Origin of the sequence: Nocardia sp. BMG51109 (assembly GCF_000526215.1) — a bacterium.
Lineage (GTDB): Bacteria > Actinomycetota > Actinomycetes > Mycobacteriales > Mycobacteriaceae > Nocardia.
This window is the reverse complement of sequence record NZ_JAFQ01000004.1, coordinates 7,457,409-7,475,237: the sequence shown is the minus strand read 5'-3', so window position 1 is coordinate 7,475,237 and position 17,829 is coordinate 7,457,409. Positions and strand designations below refer to the sequence as shown.

Annotated in this window: 20 protein-coding genes and 1 pseudogene; 14 read left to right on the top strand and 7 right to left on the bottom strand. The window is 68.8% G+C overall.

Features of this window, described 5'->3' with window-relative positions:
- Together D892_RS0135210 and D892_RS0135205 are read left to right on the top strand one after the other, a co-directional pair.
- Nucleotides 1–1,092 (top strand): cytochrome P450, encoded by a 1,092-nt coding sequence (locus D892_RS0135210; RefSeq protein WP_024805758.1) that lies wholly within the window; start codon nt 1–3, stop codon nt 1,090–1,092.
- A 169-nt stretch (nt 1,093–1,261) separates the two neighbouring features.
- Nucleotides 1,262–1,948, top strand: coding sequence for a pyridoxal-phosphate dependent enzyme (locus D892_RS0135205; protein WP_024805757.1), 687 nt, complete (start codon nt 1,262–1,264; stop codon nt 1,946–1,948).
- On the opposite strand, the pseudogene D892_RS47305 reads toward D892_RS0135205, so the two are convergent.
- Nucleotides 1,941–2,066, bottom strand: a pseudogene (locus tag D892_RS47305) (3-oxoacyl-ACP reductase); the annotation flags it as partial. The gene D892_RS0135205 and the pseudogene D892_RS47305 overlap by 8 nt on opposite strands.
- A gap of 107 nt (nt 2,067–2,173) precedes the next feature.
- Between D892_RS47305 and D892_RS0135195 the strand changes: the two are divergent.
- Together D892_RS0135195 and D892_RS0135190 are read left to right on the top strand one after the other, a co-directional pair.
- On the top strand, nt 2,174–3,337 hold the full coding sequence (locus tag D892_RS0135195) for an acyl-CoA dehydrogenase family protein (protein WP_024805756.1): 1,164 nt from the start codon (nt 2,174–2,176) through the stop codon (nt 3,335–3,337).
- Nucleotides 3,338–3,472: 135 nt separating this feature from the next.
- Nucleotides 3,473–3,892: a hypothetical protein gene (locus tag D892_RS0135190; RefSeq protein ID WP_024805755.1), complete on the top strand. Its 420-nt coding sequence runs from the start codon at nt 3,473–3,475 to the stop codon at nt 3,890–3,892.
- Nucleotides 3,893–4,099: 207 nt separating this feature from the next.
- Here D892_RS0135190 and D892_RS0135185 read toward each other — a convergent pair whose 3' ends face one another.
- Nucleotides 4,100–5,008 (bottom strand): SDR family oxidoreductase, encoded by a 909-nt coding sequence (locus D892_RS0135185; RefSeq protein ID WP_024805754.1) that lies wholly within the window; start codon nt 5,006–5,008, stop codon nt 4,100–4,102.
- A gap of 122 nt (nt 5,009–5,130) precedes the next feature.
- On the opposite strand from D892_RS0135185, the gene D892_RS0135180 reads away from it, so the two are divergent.
- A complete protein-coding gene (locus D892_RS0135180; RefSeq protein WP_024805753.1) occupies nt 5,131–5,706 on the top strand; it encodes a TetR family transcriptional regulator in 576 nt (191 codons plus the stop codon).
- 113 nt (nt 5,707–5,819) lie between these two features.
- Here the strand turns inward: D892_RS0135180 and D892_RS0135175 are convergent, their stop codons facing one another.
- Together D892_RS0135175 and D892_RS0135170 are read right to left on the bottom strand one after the other, a co-directional pair.
- Entirely contained in the window at nt 5,820–6,863 is a 1,044-nt protein-coding gene (locus D892_RS0135175) for an NAD(P)-dependent alcohol dehydrogenase (protein ID WP_024805752.1), read from the bottom strand.
- A gap of 196 nt (nt 6,864–7,059) precedes the next feature.
- Complete coding sequence (locus tag D892_RS0135170; protein ID WP_024805751.1) at nt 7,060–7,731, bottom strand: TetR/AcrR family transcriptional regulator; 672 nt, start codon at nt 7,729–7,731, stop codon at nt 7,060–7,062.
- 330 nt (nt 7,732–8,061) lie between these two features.
- Here D892_RS0135170 and D892_RS0135165 point away from each other — a divergent pair, with 330 nt between their 5' ends.
- Nucleotides 8,062–8,403: a hypothetical protein gene (locus tag D892_RS0135165; RefSeq protein ID WP_024805750.1), complete on the top strand. Its 342-nt coding sequence runs from the start codon at nt 8,062–8,064 to the stop codon at nt 8,401–8,403.
- Nucleotides 8,404–8,722: 319 nt separating this feature from the next.
- Here D892_RS0135165 and D892_RS44220 read toward each other — a convergent pair whose 3' ends face one another.
- Nucleotides 8,723–9,319, bottom strand: a complete 597-nt coding sequence (locus D892_RS44220; protein ID WP_024805749.1) for a helix-turn-helix transcriptional regulator — start codon at nt 9,317–9,319, stop codon at nt 8,723–8,725.
- A gap of 253 nt (nt 9,320–9,572) precedes the next feature.
- On the opposite strand from D892_RS44220, the gene D892_RS42885 reads away from it, so the two are divergent.
- The 3 genes from D892_RS42885 to D892_RS0135145 all read left to right on the top strand — a co-directional run bounded on the left by D892_RS42885 (nt 9,573) and on the right by D892_RS0135145 (nt 12,074).
- On the top strand, nt 9,573–10,145 hold the full coding sequence (locus tag D892_RS42885) for a helix-turn-helix domain-containing protein (RefSeq protein ID WP_156959831.1): 573 nt from the start codon (nt 9,573–9,575) through the stop codon (nt 10,143–10,145).
- Nucleotides 10,145–10,798, top strand: a complete 654-nt coding sequence (locus D892_RS0135150; RefSeq protein ID WP_156959830.1) for a helix-turn-helix domain-containing protein — start codon at nt 10,145–10,147, stop codon at nt 10,796–10,798. Before D892_RS42885 ends, D892_RS0135150 begins: the two co-directional genes overlap by 1 nt.
- Nucleotides 10,799–10,892: 94 nt before the next feature.
- Nucleotides 10,893–12,074, top strand: coding sequence for a cytochrome P450 (locus tag D892_RS0135145; protein ID WP_024805746.1), 1,182 nt, complete (start codon nt 10,893–10,895; stop codon nt 12,072–12,074).
- A gap of 50 nt (nt 12,075–12,124) precedes the next feature.
- Here the strand turns inward: D892_RS0135145 and D892_RS0135140 are convergent, their stop codons facing one another.
- On the bottom strand, nt 12,125–14,044 hold the full coding sequence (locus tag D892_RS0135140; RefSeq protein ID WP_036567708.1) for a S9 family peptidase: 1,920 nt from the start codon (nt 14,042–14,044) through the stop codon (nt 12,125–12,127).
- A gap of 348 nt (nt 14,045–14,392) precedes the next feature.
- Entirely contained in the window at nt 14,393–14,572 is a 180-nt protein-coding gene (locus tag D892_RS0135135) for a hypothetical protein (protein ID WP_024805744.1), read from the bottom strand.
- A gap of 69 nt (nt 14,573–14,641) precedes the next feature.
- On the opposite strand from D892_RS0135135, the gene D892_RS0135130 reads away from it, so the two are divergent.
- From D892_RS0135130 to D892_RS0135110, 5 genes are all read left to right on the top strand, one after another.
- Entirely contained in the window at nt 14,642–15,079 is a 438-nt protein-coding gene (locus D892_RS0135130) for a Dabb family protein (protein ID WP_024805743.1), read from the top strand.
- A gap of 143 nt (nt 15,080–15,222) precedes the next feature.
- Nucleotides 15,223–15,567 (top strand): helix-turn-helix transcriptional regulator, encoded by a 345-nt coding sequence (locus D892_RS0135125; RefSeq protein ID WP_024805742.1) that lies wholly within the window; start codon nt 15,223–15,225, stop codon nt 15,565–15,567.
- A complete protein-coding gene (locus D892_RS0135120) occupies nt 15,564–16,067 on the top strand; it encodes an SRPBCC family protein (protein ID WP_024805741.1) in 504 nt (167 codons plus the stop codon). The genes D892_RS0135125 and D892_RS0135120 overlap by 4 nt, the downstream gene beginning before the upstream one ends.
- Nucleotides 16,067–16,720 (top strand): dihydrofolate reductase family protein, encoded by a 654-nt coding sequence (locus tag D892_RS0135115; RefSeq protein WP_024805740.1) that lies wholly within the window; start codon nt 16,067–16,069, stop codon nt 16,718–16,720. Before D892_RS0135120 ends, D892_RS0135115 begins: the two co-directional genes overlap by 1 nt.
- 9 nt (nt 16,721–16,729) lie before the next feature.
- The gene (locus tag D892_RS0135110; protein WP_024805739.1) at nt 16,730–17,644 is read left to right on the top strand and encodes a hypothetical protein; all 915 of its coding nucleotides are present in this window, start codon (nt 16,730–16,732) and stop codon (nt 17,642–17,644) included.
- Nucleotides 17,645–17,829 lie beyond the last annotated feature (185 nt).

Here is a 17,829-nt window from a genome sequence, read left to right as displayed (position 1 = left end):
ATGACCACTGCAGAACTCGACTACGTCCGCTTCGACGAGAACAACGGCGTCTACGTCGTCTCGGGATTCGACGAGATCTCGACGATCCTGCGGGAGCCCGGCTGGAGCAGCGATCCGCGGCGAAACCCGCTGATACCGGCCGAGATTCAGGCGGCCCCGCCCTCGGTGCTGCTGTTCATGGATCCGCCCGACCACACCCGCCTGCGCCGGCTCGTCGGCCCGGCGTTCACGCCGCGGAGCATGAACGCGCTGCGGCCCCGGGTCGCCGACATCGTCGACACCGCGCTCGACCAACTCGACGACGACGCGGAGCTGATCTCCGAATTCGCCTACGTCGTACCGCTCGCCGTCATCGCGGAATTCCTGGATGTCGGCAGCGAGGGCGCCGAGGTGTTCCGCGAGCACACCCCGGCGATCACCCGGCTGCTCGAAATCGACCCTTCGCCCGCAGAACTCGTCGCCGGAATGGATGCCTCGCTCGAGATCATGCTGTATCTGGCGCCGGTGATCGCCGACCGCAAGCGGAATCCCGGCGACGACTTCCTCTCCGCCCTGCTCGCTCAGGAGGATCTGGCCGTCGACGAGGTGGCCTCGACATGCATCCTGCTCCTCGGCGCCGGTCACGAGACGACGGCGAACCTGATCGGCAACGGCACGCAGGCCATCCTGAGCGATCCCGCCCAGCGCGACCATCTGTCGGCCGATCCGGGCCGGGCGATCGAGGAGCTGCTCCGCGTGCAGGGGCCGGTGAAGTTGTTGTCCCGCACGGCAACCGCGGATCATCTCGTCGCCGGTCACGAAATACCCTCCGGCAGCGTCGTCGTGATGGAACTGCGGCGCGCCAACGCCGACCCTCGCCGCTTCGACGATCCGCTACGCCTGGATCTGAGCCGAACACCGGTGCAGCACGTGGCCTTCGGCGGCGGCGCCCACTTCTGCCTCGGTGCCGCCCTGACCCGCCTCGAGACGTCGATCGCCCTGCCGGCGCTGTTCGACGGATACCCCGGCATGCGGTTGGTGCACGAGGTTCCCGACTGGCGCGACTCGACGACCTTCCACGGCCTGAACACCCTGCCCCTGCACCTGCGCTGAGACCGGTGTCCGCGCACCTCCTCCCGCCGTTCCGGCGTGTGCCCGACCGGAATGACCGGTCCTGAGTGTCGGAAGGTGACGTGCCTCGGGCCGAGGACGGCGCGTATGCCACGATGCCTGAGGGATTGCGCACTCTCGACGTAACGGACGGGCAGCGAAAGGGCGGCCAGTGGCTCCGGACAACTGGGCGGCCGCGGCATCGGCGACGCTCGCGGCGACCCGTGACACCGATACGCCGACGCCACTGCGGCAGTACCCGCTGCCCGGCGATTCGACGGTCGAACTGTTCGTGAAGGACGAATCCGCGCGTCCGACAGGCAGTCTCAAATACGGTCCGGCGCGCAGCCTGCTCGTCGACGCGATCCGGCGCGGCGACGTCGCGGACGGGACGCCGCTGGTCGAGGCCACCAGCGGCAATCTCGCCGTCGCCGAGGCGTATTTCGCACGGTTGCTGGGATTGCCGTTCACCGCCGTGGTCCCGCGCGGAATCGGCCGTCCACGCCTCGAGCCCGCATTCGATCCGGAGGCGGTCGACCTCGTGATTCCGGTCCGCGATGCGCACAGCGTCGCCGCCATGCGCCACCTGCGCGACATCACCGGGCGCACGGCCGGGCCGTCGACCGGAGCCTGCCTGTTCGGCGCGTTTCACCTCGTCGCCCGCCTGCGCGAGAACCGGCAGCCCGGCGTCGTGGTCATCGTGCAGGGCGACTCGGGCACGCCCTACGCCGACACCTACTACGACGACGCCTGGGTGGCGGCGCGCGGGTGGGATCTGGCGGAACCGACCGCGCTGCTGCGCCGCTACGCCGCCGAGGGGATCTGGGATCCGCCGACAGCGGCGGCACGCCCTACGTGAGCCTGCCGCCGGTCCCCTCCGGTACGGTGCCGGTCGTGCAGGCCGACAGGTCCGAGGCGAGAAACAGTGCCGCCGAGGCGGTCTCGCTCACCTCGCCGGCGCGGCCCGTCGGGATCTGCGGTGTCGCCCGTCATCGATACTGTTGATGGCACGGGCGCTTCCGGCCGGGGCGGAGAAGCCGCCCCGGATCATGGACGGCCCGGTCGATGAGCACGGAGGAGGACGATGAGCACCCTTTCCGCCGATGAGCAGGAGATCGTGGACCTGGTCGGCACATTCGTGGACGAGAAGGTCCGGCCCCGGGTGCGGGAGTTCGAGCCCGACGACATCTATCCCGGCGAGCTGATCGACGAGATGAAGCGGCTGGGCTGTTTCGGCCTGCTGGTTCCGGCGGAGTACGGCGGTGTCGAGGTGAGCACCGGATGTTTCGCCCGGGTCACCGAGGAGCTGGCGCGCGGGTGGATGAGCCTGGCCGGGGCGATCGGCGGGCATTCGGTGATCTCCTACCTGTTGCGGACCTTCGGGACCGACGAGCAGCGGGCGGCGTATCTGCCGAGGATGGCGACCGGCGAGATCCGGGCGACGATGGCGTTGACCGAACCCGGTGGCGGCAGCGATCTTCAGGGCATGCGCACCGCGGCCCGGGCGGAGGGCGGCGAGCTGGTGATCAACGGCAGCAAGACCTGGATCTCGAATGCGGCGCATTCGGGTCTGGTCGGGCTGCTGTGTGTGACCGACCGCGATGTCCGGCCGGCGCATCGGGGGATGAGTGTGCTGCTCGTCGAGCCCGGTGCGGGCTTCGTCGTGTCGAAGAAGCTGCCGAAGCTCGGCTACCGGGGTGTGGAGGCATGCGAGCTGGTGTTCGACGATATGCGGGTACCGGCGGCGGCGATCCTCGGCGGCGTCGCGGGTTCCGGGTGGAACCAGATGATGCGCGGTCTCGAGGTGGGGCGCGTCCAGGTGGCGGCCCGGGCGGTCGGGGTGGCGCAGGCGGCGCTTGCCGACGCGATCGTCTATGCCCAGCAGCGGGAGTCGTTCGGCAAGCCGATCTGGCAGCATCAGGCGGTGGGAACGCACCTGGCGAATATGGTCACCAAGGTGCAGGCGGCCCGGCTGCTGACCGCCGACGCCGCCGACCGCATCGACCAGGGGGCGCGGGCGGATATGGAGGCCGGCATGGCGAAACTGTTCGCCTCCGAGGCGGCCATGGAGGTCGCGCTGGACGCGATGCGGGTGCACGGCGGTTACGGATACTCCAAGGAATACGACGTCGAGCGCTACTTCCGCGACGCACCGCTGATGATCCTCGGCGAGGGGACCAACGAGATCCAGCGCAATGTCATTGCGGCACAGCTGATCTCCAGAAACAAGGTGGACGAGCGGTTCTGAGGGCGGCGGAATGTACTGGGTGTCCTCTTCTCGGCATTGCCGGCCGTGTGCTCCCCTCGGATGGCACCGTGACACGACATGTGTGATGAATGGTACAAAGCTCGCGCAAGGAAAACAGAAAAAGGAGACTTCTGTATGGGCAAGGCGAAGAAGACGGTTGTCGCGTGCATGGGTGCGCTGGGGATCGCCGCCGCTGGGGCTGCGATCTTCCCGGCCACCGCATCCGCGGCGGGCTACGGCGGTCAGTGCGGTGCGGGATACGACGTGATCGACTCGCACGAGCTGAAAGGCGGAACCATCTTCCTCACCTACAACGGTGACCAGAACTGCGTGGTCACCGTGCGGGACAAGGCCGGCGACCCGACGAAGATGGGCGCCGGCGTGCGGGTGTTCGACGGCAGCGGGAACCAGAAGTACGAGAACGAGGGGGAGTTCCAGGAATACGCGGGCCCGGTGTTCGTCTCCGCGAAGGGCCAGTGTGTCGACTGGGGCGGTTACATCGGTAGCGCCGAGAACCAGTGGACGGCCAACGAGCCGACGCACTGCGGATCCTGACGAGCAGTCCGGACGAGGCCGTCCATCCCGAGGGATGGGCGGCCTCGTGCCGAGATGACGGAAACCGAAAATTAGCCGAACCGCGACGGAATATCGCGTGATTCGCCGGCGGCCCGGTCGCACGACCCATGCGGGGCAGGTACTCGAGATCCGAATGCCGTTCCGGCAGAAGGACACTGAGCCGACACCGGCTCGGCCGACGGGCGGTCAGGATGTGGCGGGACGGAAGTAGTGGCCCTCGTCGAGGTCGGCGATCAGGCCGGGGTGCGTCGGCTTCCAGCCCAGCAGCTCCGTGGTTCGCGCGCTGGCGGCCGGGTTGTCGATCATGACCATCGGGCCGAGGAAGCCGAAGTGCTCGGCGGCGGAATCGGCCGGGATGCTCGCCACGGGCACGCCCAGGTGACGGCCGATGGTCTCGGCGATCTCCCGCAGCGGCACGCCCTCGTCACCGACCGCGTGCAGCCGGGACCCGGCGGGCGCGGATTCCAGGGCCAGCCGGTAGAGGTGCGCCGCGTCGAGGGTGTGCACCGCGGGCCAGCGGTTGGCGCCGTCGCCGACATATCCGGAGACGCCCTTCTGCCGCGCGACGCCGATGAGGATCGGGACGAACCCGTGGTGATCCAGGGAGCTGTGCACCGTCGGCGGCAGCCGGACCACGCTGGACCGGATATCGCGGTCGGCGAAACCGACGACCGCGTTCTCGGCGTCGATGCGGGGACCGCTCTCCAGGGCGTCGTCCTCGGTTCCGGTCCGGCCGAGGCCGGCCAGTATTCCCGTTCCGCACGTGATCACCAGCGGTTTGCCGGTGCCCGCGAGCGCGTCCCCGAACGTTTCGGCGACGCGCAGGTCGGTGTCGGCCGCGCCGGCGAAGTCGCCCGACTGCATGCTCTCGTGCTTGAAGGCCAGATGGATCACGCCGTCGGCGGATTCCGCCGCCTTCGCCAGGTTGTCGAGATCGTCCAGGTCGCCGCGCCAGACCTCGGCGTCCGCGGCGGCCAGCGCGTCGGCGGACTTCTGCGAGCGAGCCAGGCCGACGACCTCGTGCCCGGCCTTGCGCAGCTCGGGGACCAGCGCCGAACCGACGTGCCCGGACGCTCCGGTGACGAATACGCGCATGGGAGAGACCTTTCCGCGTGGGGTATTTCTCGCGGCACGGTGTCCGCGAGAGCAACGTTGTCAGTCGCTGACATCAGCCTACGCTTCATGTCAGTCGCTGTCATCAGCGTAGGATGTGGGGCGTGAGTCGGTGGGAGCCCAATGCCCGCGGCCGTCTGGAGCGGGCCGCCATGGAGCTGTACGGCGAACGTGGGTTCGAGGCGACCACGGTCGCGGAGATAGCCCGGCGCGCCGGGCTCACGGAGCGCACCTTCTTCCGGCACTTCGCCGACAAGCGCGAGGTGCTGTTCGGTGGTGCGGCCCTGCTGGAGGACATGCTGGTGAAACAGGTTGCGGCCGTGCCGATGTCGGTTCCGCCGCTGGCGGCGGTCGGCGCTGCGCTCGATCACGTCGCGGCGACAGTATTCGACGAGGAGCGCCGCGGGCCCGCGCGGTTGCGCCAGGCGATCATCGATGCTCATCCCGACCTCCGGGAACGTGAGTCGATCAAGATGGCGTCGCTGTCCGGGGCGGTCGGCCGTGCGCTGCGCGAGCGCGGCGTGGCGGAACCCGCGGCGAGCCTGGCGGCCGACGCCGGGATGGCGGTGTTCCGCGTCGGCTTCGAGCGCTGGATCGGCGATTCCGGTACCCGGCCCCTGCCGGAGTATCTGGCCGAGGCCGTCTCGGAACTCCGGCGCGTGGCCGGTGAACCGGCGTGAGAGCCGCCCGGTCATCTCGGCGCGCCGGCCTTCTCTCGTGATCCCGGCGCGCCGACTTTCGCCCGTCGTCCTGGGCGTGGTTTCGGCCGGGATGCACGGACGGCGCCGCCGCGTCAGCTCGCGTTGGGCAGGATCATCGCGCGACCGTTGATCTTTCCCGCGTGCAGCCGCTCGTAGGCGAGGGGCGCCTCGTCCATGGCGAAGGTCTCGACGTGCACCTCGACGGCGCCCGCGCGGGCGAGGTCGAGGACCTCGCGCAGTTCGCCGCGGCTGCCCCAGTACGGCGCCGTCACCGTGACCTCGAAGGGAACCGTGCCCAGGCCGACCGGCAGGGAACCGCCGGCGATGCCGACGATCGTCACGTCGCCCTCCATCGCGACACAACCGGCCGCGGTGGTGGTGGTCGCGGGGGCGCCGACGAAATCGAAGACCGCGGTGGCGCCGCGGCCGCCGGTCAGATCGCGCACCCGGGCGGCGGCGTGCTCGTCGGAGAGCACCGCCTCGTGGGCGCCGACGGTGCGTGCGAGCTCGAGCTTGTCGTCGGCGACATCCATCGCGATCACCCGGGCGGGGCTCACCGCGCGCAGCAGCTGAACGGCCACGTGGCCCAGCCCGCCCGCGCCGATGACCACGGCGGTCGAACCCGGCACCAGCTTCGGCAGCGACCGCTTGACCGCGTGGTACGGGGTCAGGCCGGCGTCGGTCAGCGGAACCGTCCGCACCGGGTCGAGGCCGTCGAGCGGCTCCAGGTGCTGGGAATCGTCCACGAGCATGTACTCGGCGATGGCGCCGGGAGCGCCCAATCCCGGTGGGAAGATGCCCAGTTCGGTGGCGCGCAGGCAGTAGTTCTCCTTACCTTCCGCGCACGGCCGGCACATGCCGCAGCCCCAGGGGCCGTAGACGGCGACCGCATCGCCCACCGAGAGGCCCGTGACCCCGTCGCCGAGGGCGGCGACGGTCCCGGCGCCCTCGTGCCCGAGCGTCAACGGCAACCGGTACGGGAATCCGTCTGCGGGCCAGGACATCACCGCGATATCGGAATGGCATACGCCCGCGGCCGACACCTTCAACAACACCTGGCCGGGGCCCGGCTCCGGATCGGGCACGGTGACCAATTCCGGTGCGGCGCCGATGGTTCGATACTGCAGGGCCTTCATCGCGATACCTCCGTCGTAGAGTTCTCGATCAGGCCGGGCGGGCCGGGCCGTCGGCACCCGTGGATCGCGGGGGACCAGCACTACGGCGCGATCCGCCGACGAGCGGTCCGGCATGGCCGGTGTTCGAGACTCTACCTCGTTACCAACCGGCAACGAGCCGTGAACTGCGAAAATACGGTCGGTAAGGCGGCGTCGGCTACTTCGCGGTCCGGGCCGGCGTCGTGAGCAGGTCGATGACGGCCTGGGCCTCCTCGGCCGTGGGGATGGGCATGCTGTCGCGGCCGTGGATCAGGCCGATGCCCAGGTAGACCATCGCACCCGCGCGCACCCGCGCCTGCCCGTCGTCGAATCCGAGTTCCAGCATCGTCTGCTCGACGATGTCGAACACCTTGCGCTCGAGCGCCTGCACCGCGCCCGCCACCTTCGGGTCGTGGCGGGCCCATTCGCGGACCGTGGCCTCGACGATCCAGGTGCTCTGGTCGACCAGCAGCGAGGCCATGTTCTCTATGCGCTGCTCGACGGGGATGGAATCGATGGCGCCGAGCGCGCGCACGGCATCGCTCTGCACCGCGCTCCACCGGTCGGCCATCGCCTCCATCAGCTGCTGCAGATCGTCGAAGTGCCAGTAGAAGCTGCCCTTCGTGACGCCCAGTTCGGTGCACAGCCGGGGGATCTTGATCGCCGAGACGCCCTCGCGGGCGAGCAGGGCGAGGGCGCCGTCGACCCAGTCGTCGTAGGACAGGCGCGGCGAGCGGCCGCGGCGCTGGGCCTCGGCCTTCGTCGACCGGCGAGGGGGAGCACCGGATTCCGACTGCGGCCGGGGGGAATTCCCGGTGGTCGGTCCCGAGGGATCGTCTGGAGGTGCCACGTCTTCGATGCTAGGTCAGCGCGCCGTCGGGCCTGCGCGGCGCGGCCGCCGGGCGCGCCGCGAGGTTCCGGAGCGGTGGGGTAGGCGGCGAATAAGCCAGGGGCGCAATCACATCCGATATCGCGATGAGGCCGGGCGGGGTCCGGCTCCGGGTGCGACACGTCGGCCGGCTCAGCTGTGACCGCACCGGAGGCGGCGTGCGAAACCTTGTCAAGCACTCTCTCTTCGGCAGCGGTACCGGGCGACCGTCGGCATAGAATGAGTCGCATTCGTGCACAGACAACCTGGCGGCTCCCACGGTGATAACCGCTTGGCCTCTCGGAGTAGGTCATGGCAGATATCGGTCATTACGGCACGCTCGAACCCGATCGGGCCTGCGACTGCGTTCGATTGCCCCCTGCCGTCATCGGTGCGCTCACCGACGCCGGTGACCGCCTGGTACGCAGTGCGTTCCATGTCGGGCTGCAGTTGCACCACCTCCGTGCGTCACCAGAGGACCGGGAGACACCCCGGGCCGACGCCGGGACCGCGGTGTCACAAACCGTCGACGACATCGACCGGCTGGTCCGCGAGGCCGGGCTCGCCATGCTGCTGCTCAACGCCCACGGCGGGTTGCCGACGAGTGCGGCACGCGACGATGAACGGCGCGGCCGGTCGCCGTCTCGCCGGTGACCCGCACGCCGGACGGGAGAGCACCGGCCAAGAGACGTCATCCGGCGGGGTGGATGCCGCCCTGGTGGCTCCCGAGTGCGGCATCCACTCGCCATACCGTACCGGGGTGCGAGCGTTCCGGATCGACTCCGCGTGCACGCGTACCGGTCCCGCAGTGCACGCTTCGAAAGCCCTTCGGCGGCACCGCGACCGAACCGGACGCCACGAGTGGCGCAGCGTGGCATTCGAGACGACCGGGGTGCCCCTGCGATACCGCTCGGCGGAACCGGCCACAGCACCCGTCTCGGCAGAACCGGCTATCGCGCCCGCGGCGGGCCGATCAGCCGAGTAGGCCGCGTTGTCGCGCGATGGTGACCAGTTGTGCGCGGTTTCTCGCCTGGAGCTTCTGCCGGACCTGACCCAGGTACGACTTGACGGTGTTGTTCGACAGCCCCAGGCGCGCACCGATTTCCGCATTCGTGTGGCCCTCGGCGACCAGGCGCAGCACGTCGTACTCGCGCGGCGTGACGATATCCGTGCCGCGGGTGAGCGAACCCTCCGGGCCGTGGCCGTGCTGCACCGCGGCGCGCAGTGCGCCCGAGGCGCTTTCGGTGTGACGCTGCAAGCGTACGAGCCGGGCGCGCAGTTCCGGGTCGTCGCCGGCGCTGTCTACGAGTTCGGCTACGCCGGAACCGATCACCGACAGCAGGGCCCCCACGCTTCCGGTCAGTTCGGCGGTCCATCGTGAGCGGTCCTGGGGTGCGGCCTCGCAAGTAGGGGAGGCGTCCTTGGGCCCGGCGGCCGAGAGCACTTGCAGGACAAATTCTTCCGGGTGCCGGGCAGTGCCCGGGGCGGTGCGCGCCGCGGGTTCGTCCGCGGCATGCGGTGTGTGCGGGGGACCGTGGGCCCCGCCGGCGAATCCGATGCCAGACACCACGACCTCGCTGACAATATTCCTGCATCCGGCTCGACAGTGGTGCCCTCTCCGCTGACGTTTGCGCGAACTACCGGGCCACGCAACGGTTGTGCGCCCGAGCGTGGTCCGGATTCGGCGGTGACGGAGGTGACCGTCGAGCCCGAGTCGAGTACAGCACCGATGAACTCTGTTGTCAACGAGTGAAGGAAATTCGTTGCCGATGAGTGAAGTATGCTACTGAGACCGATTGTCGGGCTCGGAGATCGAGGAGGCCATGCGCAAGAAACCCTTGGCGGTGCAGGATTCCGAGCAGCTGCGCGAGCTGGGCCGTCGCATCCGGGAGATTCGCCGGGGCATGCTCAGCCTCGAGGGCCTGGCCAAGCGCGCCGACGTCAGCGTGGGACAGCTCAGTCAGGTCGAGAACGGCACCGGCAATCCCTCCGTCGAGGTGCTGCTCCGCATCGCCGACGCCCTGAGCCTGGAACTCACCGATCTCGTCGAACAACCGGCCGCCGAGCGGACGCACGTGGTGCGGGCCGCGGAACGCCGCCCGTACCGGCAACCCGCCACCGGGCACGAGATCGCGGTGATCGCACCGGTGCTCCGGCACGAGCTGGGTGTCGTGTCCGGTGTCCTGGGGCCGGGGGAGGTCCGCGATGCCCAGTCCCAGGTGCACGGCGACGTGCTCTACTACGTGCTCGCCGGTGAGCTCGAGGTAGAGAAGGCCGGCGTCACATACCCTGTGGGCCCCGGCGACTCGCTGCTCATCTCGTTCCCGCATCGGCTCGCGGCGGTGAGCGAGGTGCCGGTGGAGCATCTCGCCGTGATCCGCCCGGAGGCCGAGTGATGCCGGACGGTCCGGGCGGAGCCGACGTCGCGCACGGCCGGGAGAACGACGAGAACACCAAACCCGCACTCGACCGTTCCCGAGTCGTCGGTCTCATCGGGCAGCGGATTCGCGAATTGCGCCGGGGCCGGCTGACACTCGTTCAGCTGGCGCAGGCCGCCAACGTCAGCGTCGGGCTGCTGAGCCGATTGGAGAACGGCGTCGGGAACCCGTCGTTCGCCGCGCTCACGGCGATCGCCCGGGCGCTCGACACCGGCGTGCACGCGTTCTTCGAGACCTCCGCCGCGGACGCCGCCGTCGTCAAGGGCACCGACCGCGTCACCCTCCGCAGGGGTGCGGCCGACCCCGAGCTGGAGCTTCTGGTCCCCGGCTTCACCGGCCGCATCGCCGGGGTGCTCGTAACACTCGCCCCGGGTCTCGGCCCCGACGAACCCCTGACCATGAGCTCGGGCCGCCGATACGAGGTCGTGCTCGAGGGGTCGGTCCGGTACCGCATCGAGCACGAGGTGCACGAACTGGACGGCGGCGACTTCATTCTGTTCGACGCCGGCCGGATCCACTCGCGGCACAACCCGAGCGATTCTGTCACCGCGCGGATTCTGAGCTTCTCTACCGAGGCCGGGATCGGCACCTACTTCTCGCCCGGCGGGTGATCGGGCGGCGACTACCCACCCGTTCGGGTGTGCCGGGCGCTCGCCCCGTCGTGATTCACTCGGATCCGACAGCGAGACAAGGAGATTCGGCGCCATGGACACAATGCTCGAACTCATCGACGATCCCTACCCGTACTTCGCCGAGAAGCGCCGCACCGGTGGCCTGTGCGAAGGGACGGTCATGGACCACTCCCGGCTCCCGGAGTCGTCGCGGACCATGAACTCCTACCTGGCCGTATCGTACGAAGCGGTCACCGCCGTGCTGCGCGACGGCACCGCCTTCAATTCGAAGAACTACGACGCCACCATCGGCCCGCTGATGGGCCCCACGATTCTGGCGATGGAGGGAGCGAAGCATCGCGCCCACCGCGGTCTGGTCGCCGCGGCATTCAAGTCGCAGTCGCTGGAGGTCTGGGAGCCGGCCATCGTCCGCCCGATCTGCAACGCGCTGATCGACGAGTTCGCCGGCGCCGGGCGGGCCGATCTCGTGCGCGAGTTCACCGTCGAGTTCCCGACCCGGGTGATCACCCGGCTGCTGGGCCTGCCCGAGGAGGACCTGTCGTTCTTCCGCGCCCGCGCGGTCGAACTGCTCACCTTCAACGCCGACTACGCGCGGGGCGCGAAAGCCTCGGCGGCACTGCAGGATTACTTCCTCGACCAGATCGAGCGCCGCCGCACCGCTCCCACGCCGGACATCATCGGCGATCTGGTGGCGGCGGAGATCGACGGCGAGCGCCTGAGCGACGAGGCCATCTACTCGTTCCTGCGGCTGCTGCTGCTTGCCGGGCTCGAGACCACGTATCGCTCGTCGGGCAACCTGCTGTTCCATCTGCTCACCCGGCCCGGCCAATTCGAGATGGTGCGCCGCGACCGCGCCCTGATCCCGGCCGCCGTCGAGGAGGGGCTGCGCTTCGAGACGCCCCTCACCACCATCCGCAGGCACGCGACCACCGATGCCGACGTGGCGGGCACGCGGATTCCGGCGGGTTCGGTGGTGGACGTCTGCCTGGGCGGGGCGAACCGCGACGAGCATCGCTGGGAGCGCGCCGACGAGTTCGACATCACCCGAAAGCGACTGCCCCACATCAGTTTCGCCGCCGGTCCGCATACGTGCCTGGGACTTCAGCTGGCCCGCATGGAAACTCGGGTCGCCCTCGAGTGCCTGCTGGACAGGCTGACGAACATCACCCTGCTCCCCAGCCCCGACACCCGTATCCAGGGCCACCCGTTCCGTTCTCCCGTCGCGCTGCCGGTCACGTTCGAGAGCATCGACTAGCAACCGGCGCCCGCCGCGGTGCCGGTGCGGCGGGCGCCGGGACCGGGCGGCTATGCGGTGCCGCGCCGCCCGCCGAGATGTTCGGCGAAATGCCGCTCGATGGCGCGGAACAGCCGGAACTGGTTCTCGGGATTCTCGAATCCGTGGCCCTCGTCGTCGGCGACCAGGTACTCGACGGGAACACCACGTTCCCGCAGCGGCCCGACGATGTTGTCGGATTCCTCCTGGACCACGCGAACGTCGTTGGCGCCCTGGGCAACCAGCAGCGGGGTGCGGATCCGGTCGACCATCGTGATGGGGGAGCGGGCCAGCATGTCGGCCTCCTGGGCGGGATCGTCGGGGTCGCCGACGTAGGCATACCAGCTGTTGATCAGGCCGGGCCTGGTGAAGGGCGGCAGGGTGCGCATGAAGTTCGCCAGGTCCGAGATGCCGACGTAGTCGACCGCGGCGGCGAAGTAGTCGGGGGTGACCGTGACGCCGACGAGCGCCGCGTAGCCGCCGTAGGAGCCGCCGATGATGGCGATGCGTGCCGGGTCGGCGTACCCCTGCGCCACCGCCCAGTCGGCGGCGTCGATCAGATCGTCGTGCATCTTCCCGGCGAACTCGCCGATCGCGCTCGTGACGTGCCGCTTGCCGTAGCCGGTGGAGCCGCGGAAGTTGACCCGCAGCACCGCGTAGCCGCGGTTGGCCAGGAACTGCGCCGCCGCGCTGTAGCCCCACGCATCGTGCATCCACGGCCCGCCGTGGACGAACAGCACCAGCGGAAGCTTCTCCGGTGCGACCCCGACCGGCAGGGTCAGGAACGCGTGCAGCGGCAGGCCGTCACGGGCCGGGAAGTGGACCGCGGTCATGGGCGCCAGGTCGGCGGGGGCCAGGTCCGGGCGCGAGCGGAACAGCAGCCGGCTCTCACCCGTGCCGTGATCGTAGAACCAGGTCACTTCCGGTTCGCGGTCGCCGGCGAAGGTCGCGACCCACCGCTGTTCGGTCTCGTCCGACGAAATCGTCTGCAGCACACCGTCGGACAGTCGCGACAGCGCGGCGTACACCTCGGCGAAGTGCGGGTCCAGTACCTCGATGGTCGGCCGGTCGCCGACGAAGCGGACCGCGACGACCTCCCCGGTGCGCTTGCTGAGGAACAGGGTGGGCGGCAGGTGCGGGTCCATCATGCCCATCGTGCACAGGCTGCTTCCCGGCACGGCCGCGACGACGGTTTCGGCGCCGGTCTCCCGGTCGATGCGGACGAGCCGCAGATCGTCGGAGTCCTGGTAGGCGCCGACCAGCAGGCCCGTGCCGTCCGGTGTCGCCATCGTGGGGAGCACGCCCACCGGGTGTTCCGGGCCGCCTTTACGGCACAGGAGACGCTTGTCGCCGGATCCGGCGTCGATCGCGTAGAACTCGTAGTCACCGTTGTCGGCCTGCGATATGTAGAACGCCGCCTCGCCGTGGCGATCGACCACGAAGGTGTCCAGCGGCTCGGCGCGTTCCAGATGCGGTGTCGTCGCGCCGGTGGCCACGTCGATCCGGAACAGGTCGACGTACAGGGGACGCCGATTCATCCAGACGAACACCTCGCCGGGGGCCGACTTCACCGGCTCGATACCGAAGACGCGCGACCCCGGCGGCATCGGCGTCAGGTCGACCGCCGGTTCACCGGGCGCGTCGAGGTCGACCCGGTACAGGTGCCAGTCCTCATTGCCGTCGGTGTCCTGCATGTACAGCAGCCAGCGCGGGTCGTCGGTCCAGTGGTAGATCTTGATGCCGCGCCGGGTGTCGTGCGTGACGCACACCGCGTCGTCGTGCTCCTCGGCGATCCCGCGCACCCACACGTTCGTCCGCCCGTCCTTCGGGGCCAGATAGGCGATCCTCGTCCCGTCCGGGGAGATCGACGCCCCGGAGAACACCGGATCCGCGAAGAACTCCTCGACGCCGATCAACTCGGGCAACGACTCTCGACTCTCTACCGCGGTCATGAAGGCTCCAATCCAGGGCATCGACAGGCGGCGCGTTCGTCATCGAACCCACCGGCGATGAGCCCCGACCAGCAGAAACCCATCGCGAACCCGACTCAACACCATGCCGCAACGGCACAGTCAACCTCGGGGAGTCCGGGACGCGCGGACTGGCTGCGAAATGCGCAGCAGGTCTCGACCGCATTCGGTCTCAACTGCCGCGAATCGGATGAGCCCCCGCTGGCTTGCGGGTGATCAGTAAATCGTCGACACCGGTCCTTTCGGCTGCCGATATCGGACTGGTTTGTCGGCTGGCCTACGCGGCGGGCGGGGTGATCCGCCTTCGATCACTCCGGCGGTGAAGGCGTCTCACAGCGCAGTCGACGAACTGCGAGACATCCACTGCCACCACCGCCCCGGCGAGTGCGCCGTCCGCTTGGCGCCTGCCCGGTAGTAGCCGTCCCTGGAGAAGATGGTGAATGCGGCGTTCAGGATCGCCTGCCGCTTGTCGATCCGCCCGGTCGGGCGCTCCGGCTTCAGTGGAGGCACGATGTAACCCTAGCGAATGTACTAACCAGTGCGCTAATGTGCACTCGTCAGTGCAATATTGGAGGTATGATGATCATCAATCTGCTGCGGTTCAGTTTCAAGCCCGGCGTCACCGGGCAGGAGCAGGAACAGGTGCTCGCCGCTATGCGACGCACCGCGTCGGTTGAGTCGACGGTGTTCTCGACCGTCGGGCCGGACCTCGGCGACCCGGCGGAGGGCTTCACCCATGCGTATCTGACGGCGATTCCCGACCTGGACGCGCTGGAACGTTACATGCACGATCCGGTGCATGTAGAGGGTGACCACTACATCCTGCCGCGTTTGGCCAAGCAGTACGCGGTGCGATTCTCCGACGAATCGAATCCTGAACTGCCCGAGAAGATTTATGCGATCTACAAGCGCAAGGTCGAGATGTATCCGGAGTGGGGCAGCGAGGTGGAGGCCTTGTTCGCCGCCGCAGGGGCCGCGCCCGCTCCGTCGGGCGCACCCCTGGGCGAGAACGACTGACGAGGATCTCACGGGTTCATATCGACAGGTCGAGTAGCCGTAGGCACTCCTCCGTGTCGCCGACGGCCGCTTCACCGACTGCTGACGAGTCCTGTCTGATTCCTGTTGCTTGACGCATTCCCATATAGGAATATGATGGCACTGTGGCACGCGCAGCGACAACATCGGACGTCTTCAATGCGATCGCCGAGCCGCAGCGCCGGGAGATCCTGGTGCTGCTGCGGACGGGGGAGCGGCCGGTGACCGAGGTGGCCCGGGAACTGGGGATGACCCAGCCGGGGGTGTCCAAGCACCTGCGGGTGCTCCGGGAGGTCGGGCTGGTGCGGGACCGCAAGGCGGGCAAGCAGCGCCTGTACGGCCTGGACGCCCGCGGGCTGCGGCCGGTCCACGAGTGGACCGGAGGGTTCGAGCGGTTCTGGAACGAGAGCTTCGACCGGCTGGACGCATACGTGCAGGACCTGAAGCAGGAGAGGCAGGAGGCTGAATGAGTACGACAGGACAGGGAACGGTGCGGTCCGCGACGGCCGACCGCGAGATCGTGATCTCCCGAGTCATCAGTGCCCCAAGGGATTTGGTGTTCGAGGCGTTCACCGAGGTGTGGCACCTGTCGCAATGGTGGGGGCCGGAGGGATTCACCACCACCACGCGGGCGTTCGAGTTCCGCGTCGGCGGGGAGTGGGATTTCGTGATGCACGGACCGGACGGGACGGACTACCAGGAGTGGATCACCTGGACCGAGATCGTCCCGCCGGAGCGGATCACGTTGCTGCACGGTGAGTCCCGCCGCGACCCCAACGCTTTCGAGTCGGTCCTGACGTTCGCGCCCGACGGTGTGGCGACCCGGATCGAGATGCGCACGGTGTTCCCCACCAAGGAACTGCGCGACGAGGCGGCCGAGAAGTATCACGCGATCGAGGGCGGCCGGCAGACCCTGAACAACCTGGCTGCCTATGTCACCGAGATCGTTCGGAAGGGAACCGGGAGCTGATGGCCGGGAAGGTGTTCTTCAGCGTATCGATGTCGCTGGACGGTTTCATCGCGCCCGAGTCCTCGGAGGACTTGATGGGACAGCAGTGGATGGAATTGCAGCAGTGGATGGAATTGCAGCAGTGGATATTTCCGCAGCGGCACTTCCGGGAGAACCTGAAGCTCGGCGAGGGCGGCGAGGAAGGGCGCGACAACGACATCGTGCGGGAGACGTTCGAGCGCACCGGTGCGAGCGTGATGGGCAAGCGCATGTTCGACGCCGGCGAGCAGGCGTGGCCCGAGGAGGCGCCGTTCCACACGCCGGTCTTCGTCGTGACGCACGAGAAGCGTGACCCCTGGAAACGGCTGGGCGGCACCACCTTCCACTTCGTCGACGACGGCATCGAGACCGCACTCGACCGGGCCCGCGAGGCCGCCGGCGACCGGGATGTTCGCATCGCGGGAGGCGGCGCGACGATCCTGGAGTACGTGAACGCCGGCCTGATCGACGAGTTCACGGTCGCACTCTCACCTGTGCTGTTCGGCTCCGGAATCCGCCTGTTCGAGGGTGTGGACGCGGCCCGCGTGGCCCTGGAACCGGTCCGCGCGGAGCCGACGCAGCGGGTGACCCACCTGACCTACGCGGTCCGGGAGCGGCGACTGTGTTATCGATAGACTGGCCGCGTGACACGGCCGGACCCGAGATCTCCACCGACCTATGATGAGGCGTTACGAGCCGCGCGCAACCTGGCGCAGGAGCCCGACACCCTCGTTCACTACGCCCACCCGGGGCTCGAAAACGCCCGCTACGGCCAGGGTTTCATCTTCGTGGAGACGATCGGAACCGATGGCGGCGACAGGAACAACTATGTCCTGGTGACCACGACCGCTTACGGCAGCGGGGTGCTGACGGCGGACCGAGACATCGACACGGTGATCGCCGAACACCTGGCCGCGGCCGAACACGCCAACAGGCACATCCCCGACAGCGAACTGTCGGTGGCGCACCGAGCGGCGCTGGAGGCCTATGACGCCGGCCTCACGCGCATCGACGAATTGTCCTGGCGCGCAAAGATCGATGCCGAGACGGCCGACTACGCCGAGTTCGTTCTCATCATCCTGCGCCGCAACGGCATCCCGGGATACTCCGGGCGTAATATCCTTGCCCGCAACGATTTCCTGCTGCAAAATCCGGACCCGGGGAGTCGCTACACCCAACCCTGCCCGCGCTGCGAGCGGCCGGCGGTCTATGCGGAACGCTACCCCCGCGCGGTCTGCGACCACTGCCGCCCTCGCACCACCGACAGCGCCGGGCGCCGGGTCACCGGTTTCAACATCGATCTCAGCGGCGGAATGATCGCCTACTACAGCGACACACTCGACGCCTCTGGCGCCGCCGGTTCCCGGAAAGAAGAATGCGTCGAGGTCACGAGCACCGGAATGTGCTTCATCGACGGACACCCCGCAACCATGCAGGAGGCACGTCTCGGTGGAATCATCGTCCAACTGGCGTCCGACGACCGGCCACGCCGGAGATGGCTGCGGTGGGTCAAACGTGTCTTCACACCGCGCGCAGTGCGCTCGGCTGATCGTCTCTGACCACTTGTCCGACAACCCATTCGGGCAGCGGCCGCCGTAGCGCCGTTCCCACGCTCGGTGACCTCGGGCCAAGACGCTGGACGGGGCGCCGATCGGGCCGACAGCGGGACTGTCCGCTCCGTAATCAGCGGGTTCATCGGCGCTGTGCTCCTGCCAGCGCGACGGTCGACCCGGCGCGACGGTGG

Coding starts and splice junctions, on each gene's coding strand:
- D892_RS0135115 (WP_024805740.1), top strand. CDS start 16,067: ATGGCCGGGAAGGTGTTCTTCAGCGTATCGATGTCGCTGGACGGTTTC.
- D892_RS42885 (WP_156959831.1), top strand. CDS start 9,573: ATGCGCAAGAAACCCTTGGCGGTGCAGGATTCCGAGCAGCTGCGCGAG.
- D892_RS0135150 (WP_156959830.1), top strand. CDS start 10,145: ATGCCGGACGGTCCGGGCGGAGCCGACGTCGCGCACGGCCGGGAGAAC.
- D892_RS0135175 (WP_024805752.1), bottom strand. CDS start 6,863: ATGAAGGCCCTGCAGTATCGAACCATCGGCGCCGCACCGGAATTGGTC.
- D892_RS0135195 (WP_024805756.1), top strand. CDS start 2,174: ATGAGCACCCTTTCCGCCGATGAGCAGGAGATCGTGGACCTGGTCGGC.
- D892_RS0135165 (WP_024805750.1), top strand. CDS start 8,062: ATGGCAGATATCGGTCATTACGGCACGCTCGAACCCGATCGGGCCTGC.
- D892_RS0135185 (WP_024805754.1), bottom strand. CDS start 5,008: ATGCGCGTATTCGTCACCGGAGCGTCCGGGCACGTCGGTTCGGCGCTG.
- D892_RS0135130 (WP_024805743.1), top strand. CDS start 14,642: ATGATCATCAATCTGCTGCGGTTCAGTTTCAAGCCCGGCGTCACCGGG.
- D892_RS0135120 (WP_024805741.1), top strand. CDS start 15,564: ATGAGTACGACAGGACAGGGAACGGTGCGGTCCGCGACGGCCGACCGC.
- D892_RS0135140 (WP_036567708.1), bottom strand. CDS start 14,044: ATGACCGCGGTAGAGAGTCGAGAGTCGTTGCCCGAGTTGATCGGCGTC.
- D892_RS0135145 (WP_024805746.1), top strand. CDS start 10,893: ATGGACACAATGCTCGAACTCATCGACGATCCCTACCCGTACTTCGCC.
- D892_RS0135210 (WP_024805758.1), top strand. CDS start 1: ATGACCACTGCAGAACTCGACTACGTCCGCTTCGACGAGAACAACGGC.
- D892_RS0135190 (WP_024805755.1), top strand. CDS start 3,473: ATGGGCAAGGCGAAGAAGACGGTTGTCGCGTGCATGGGTGCGCTGGGG.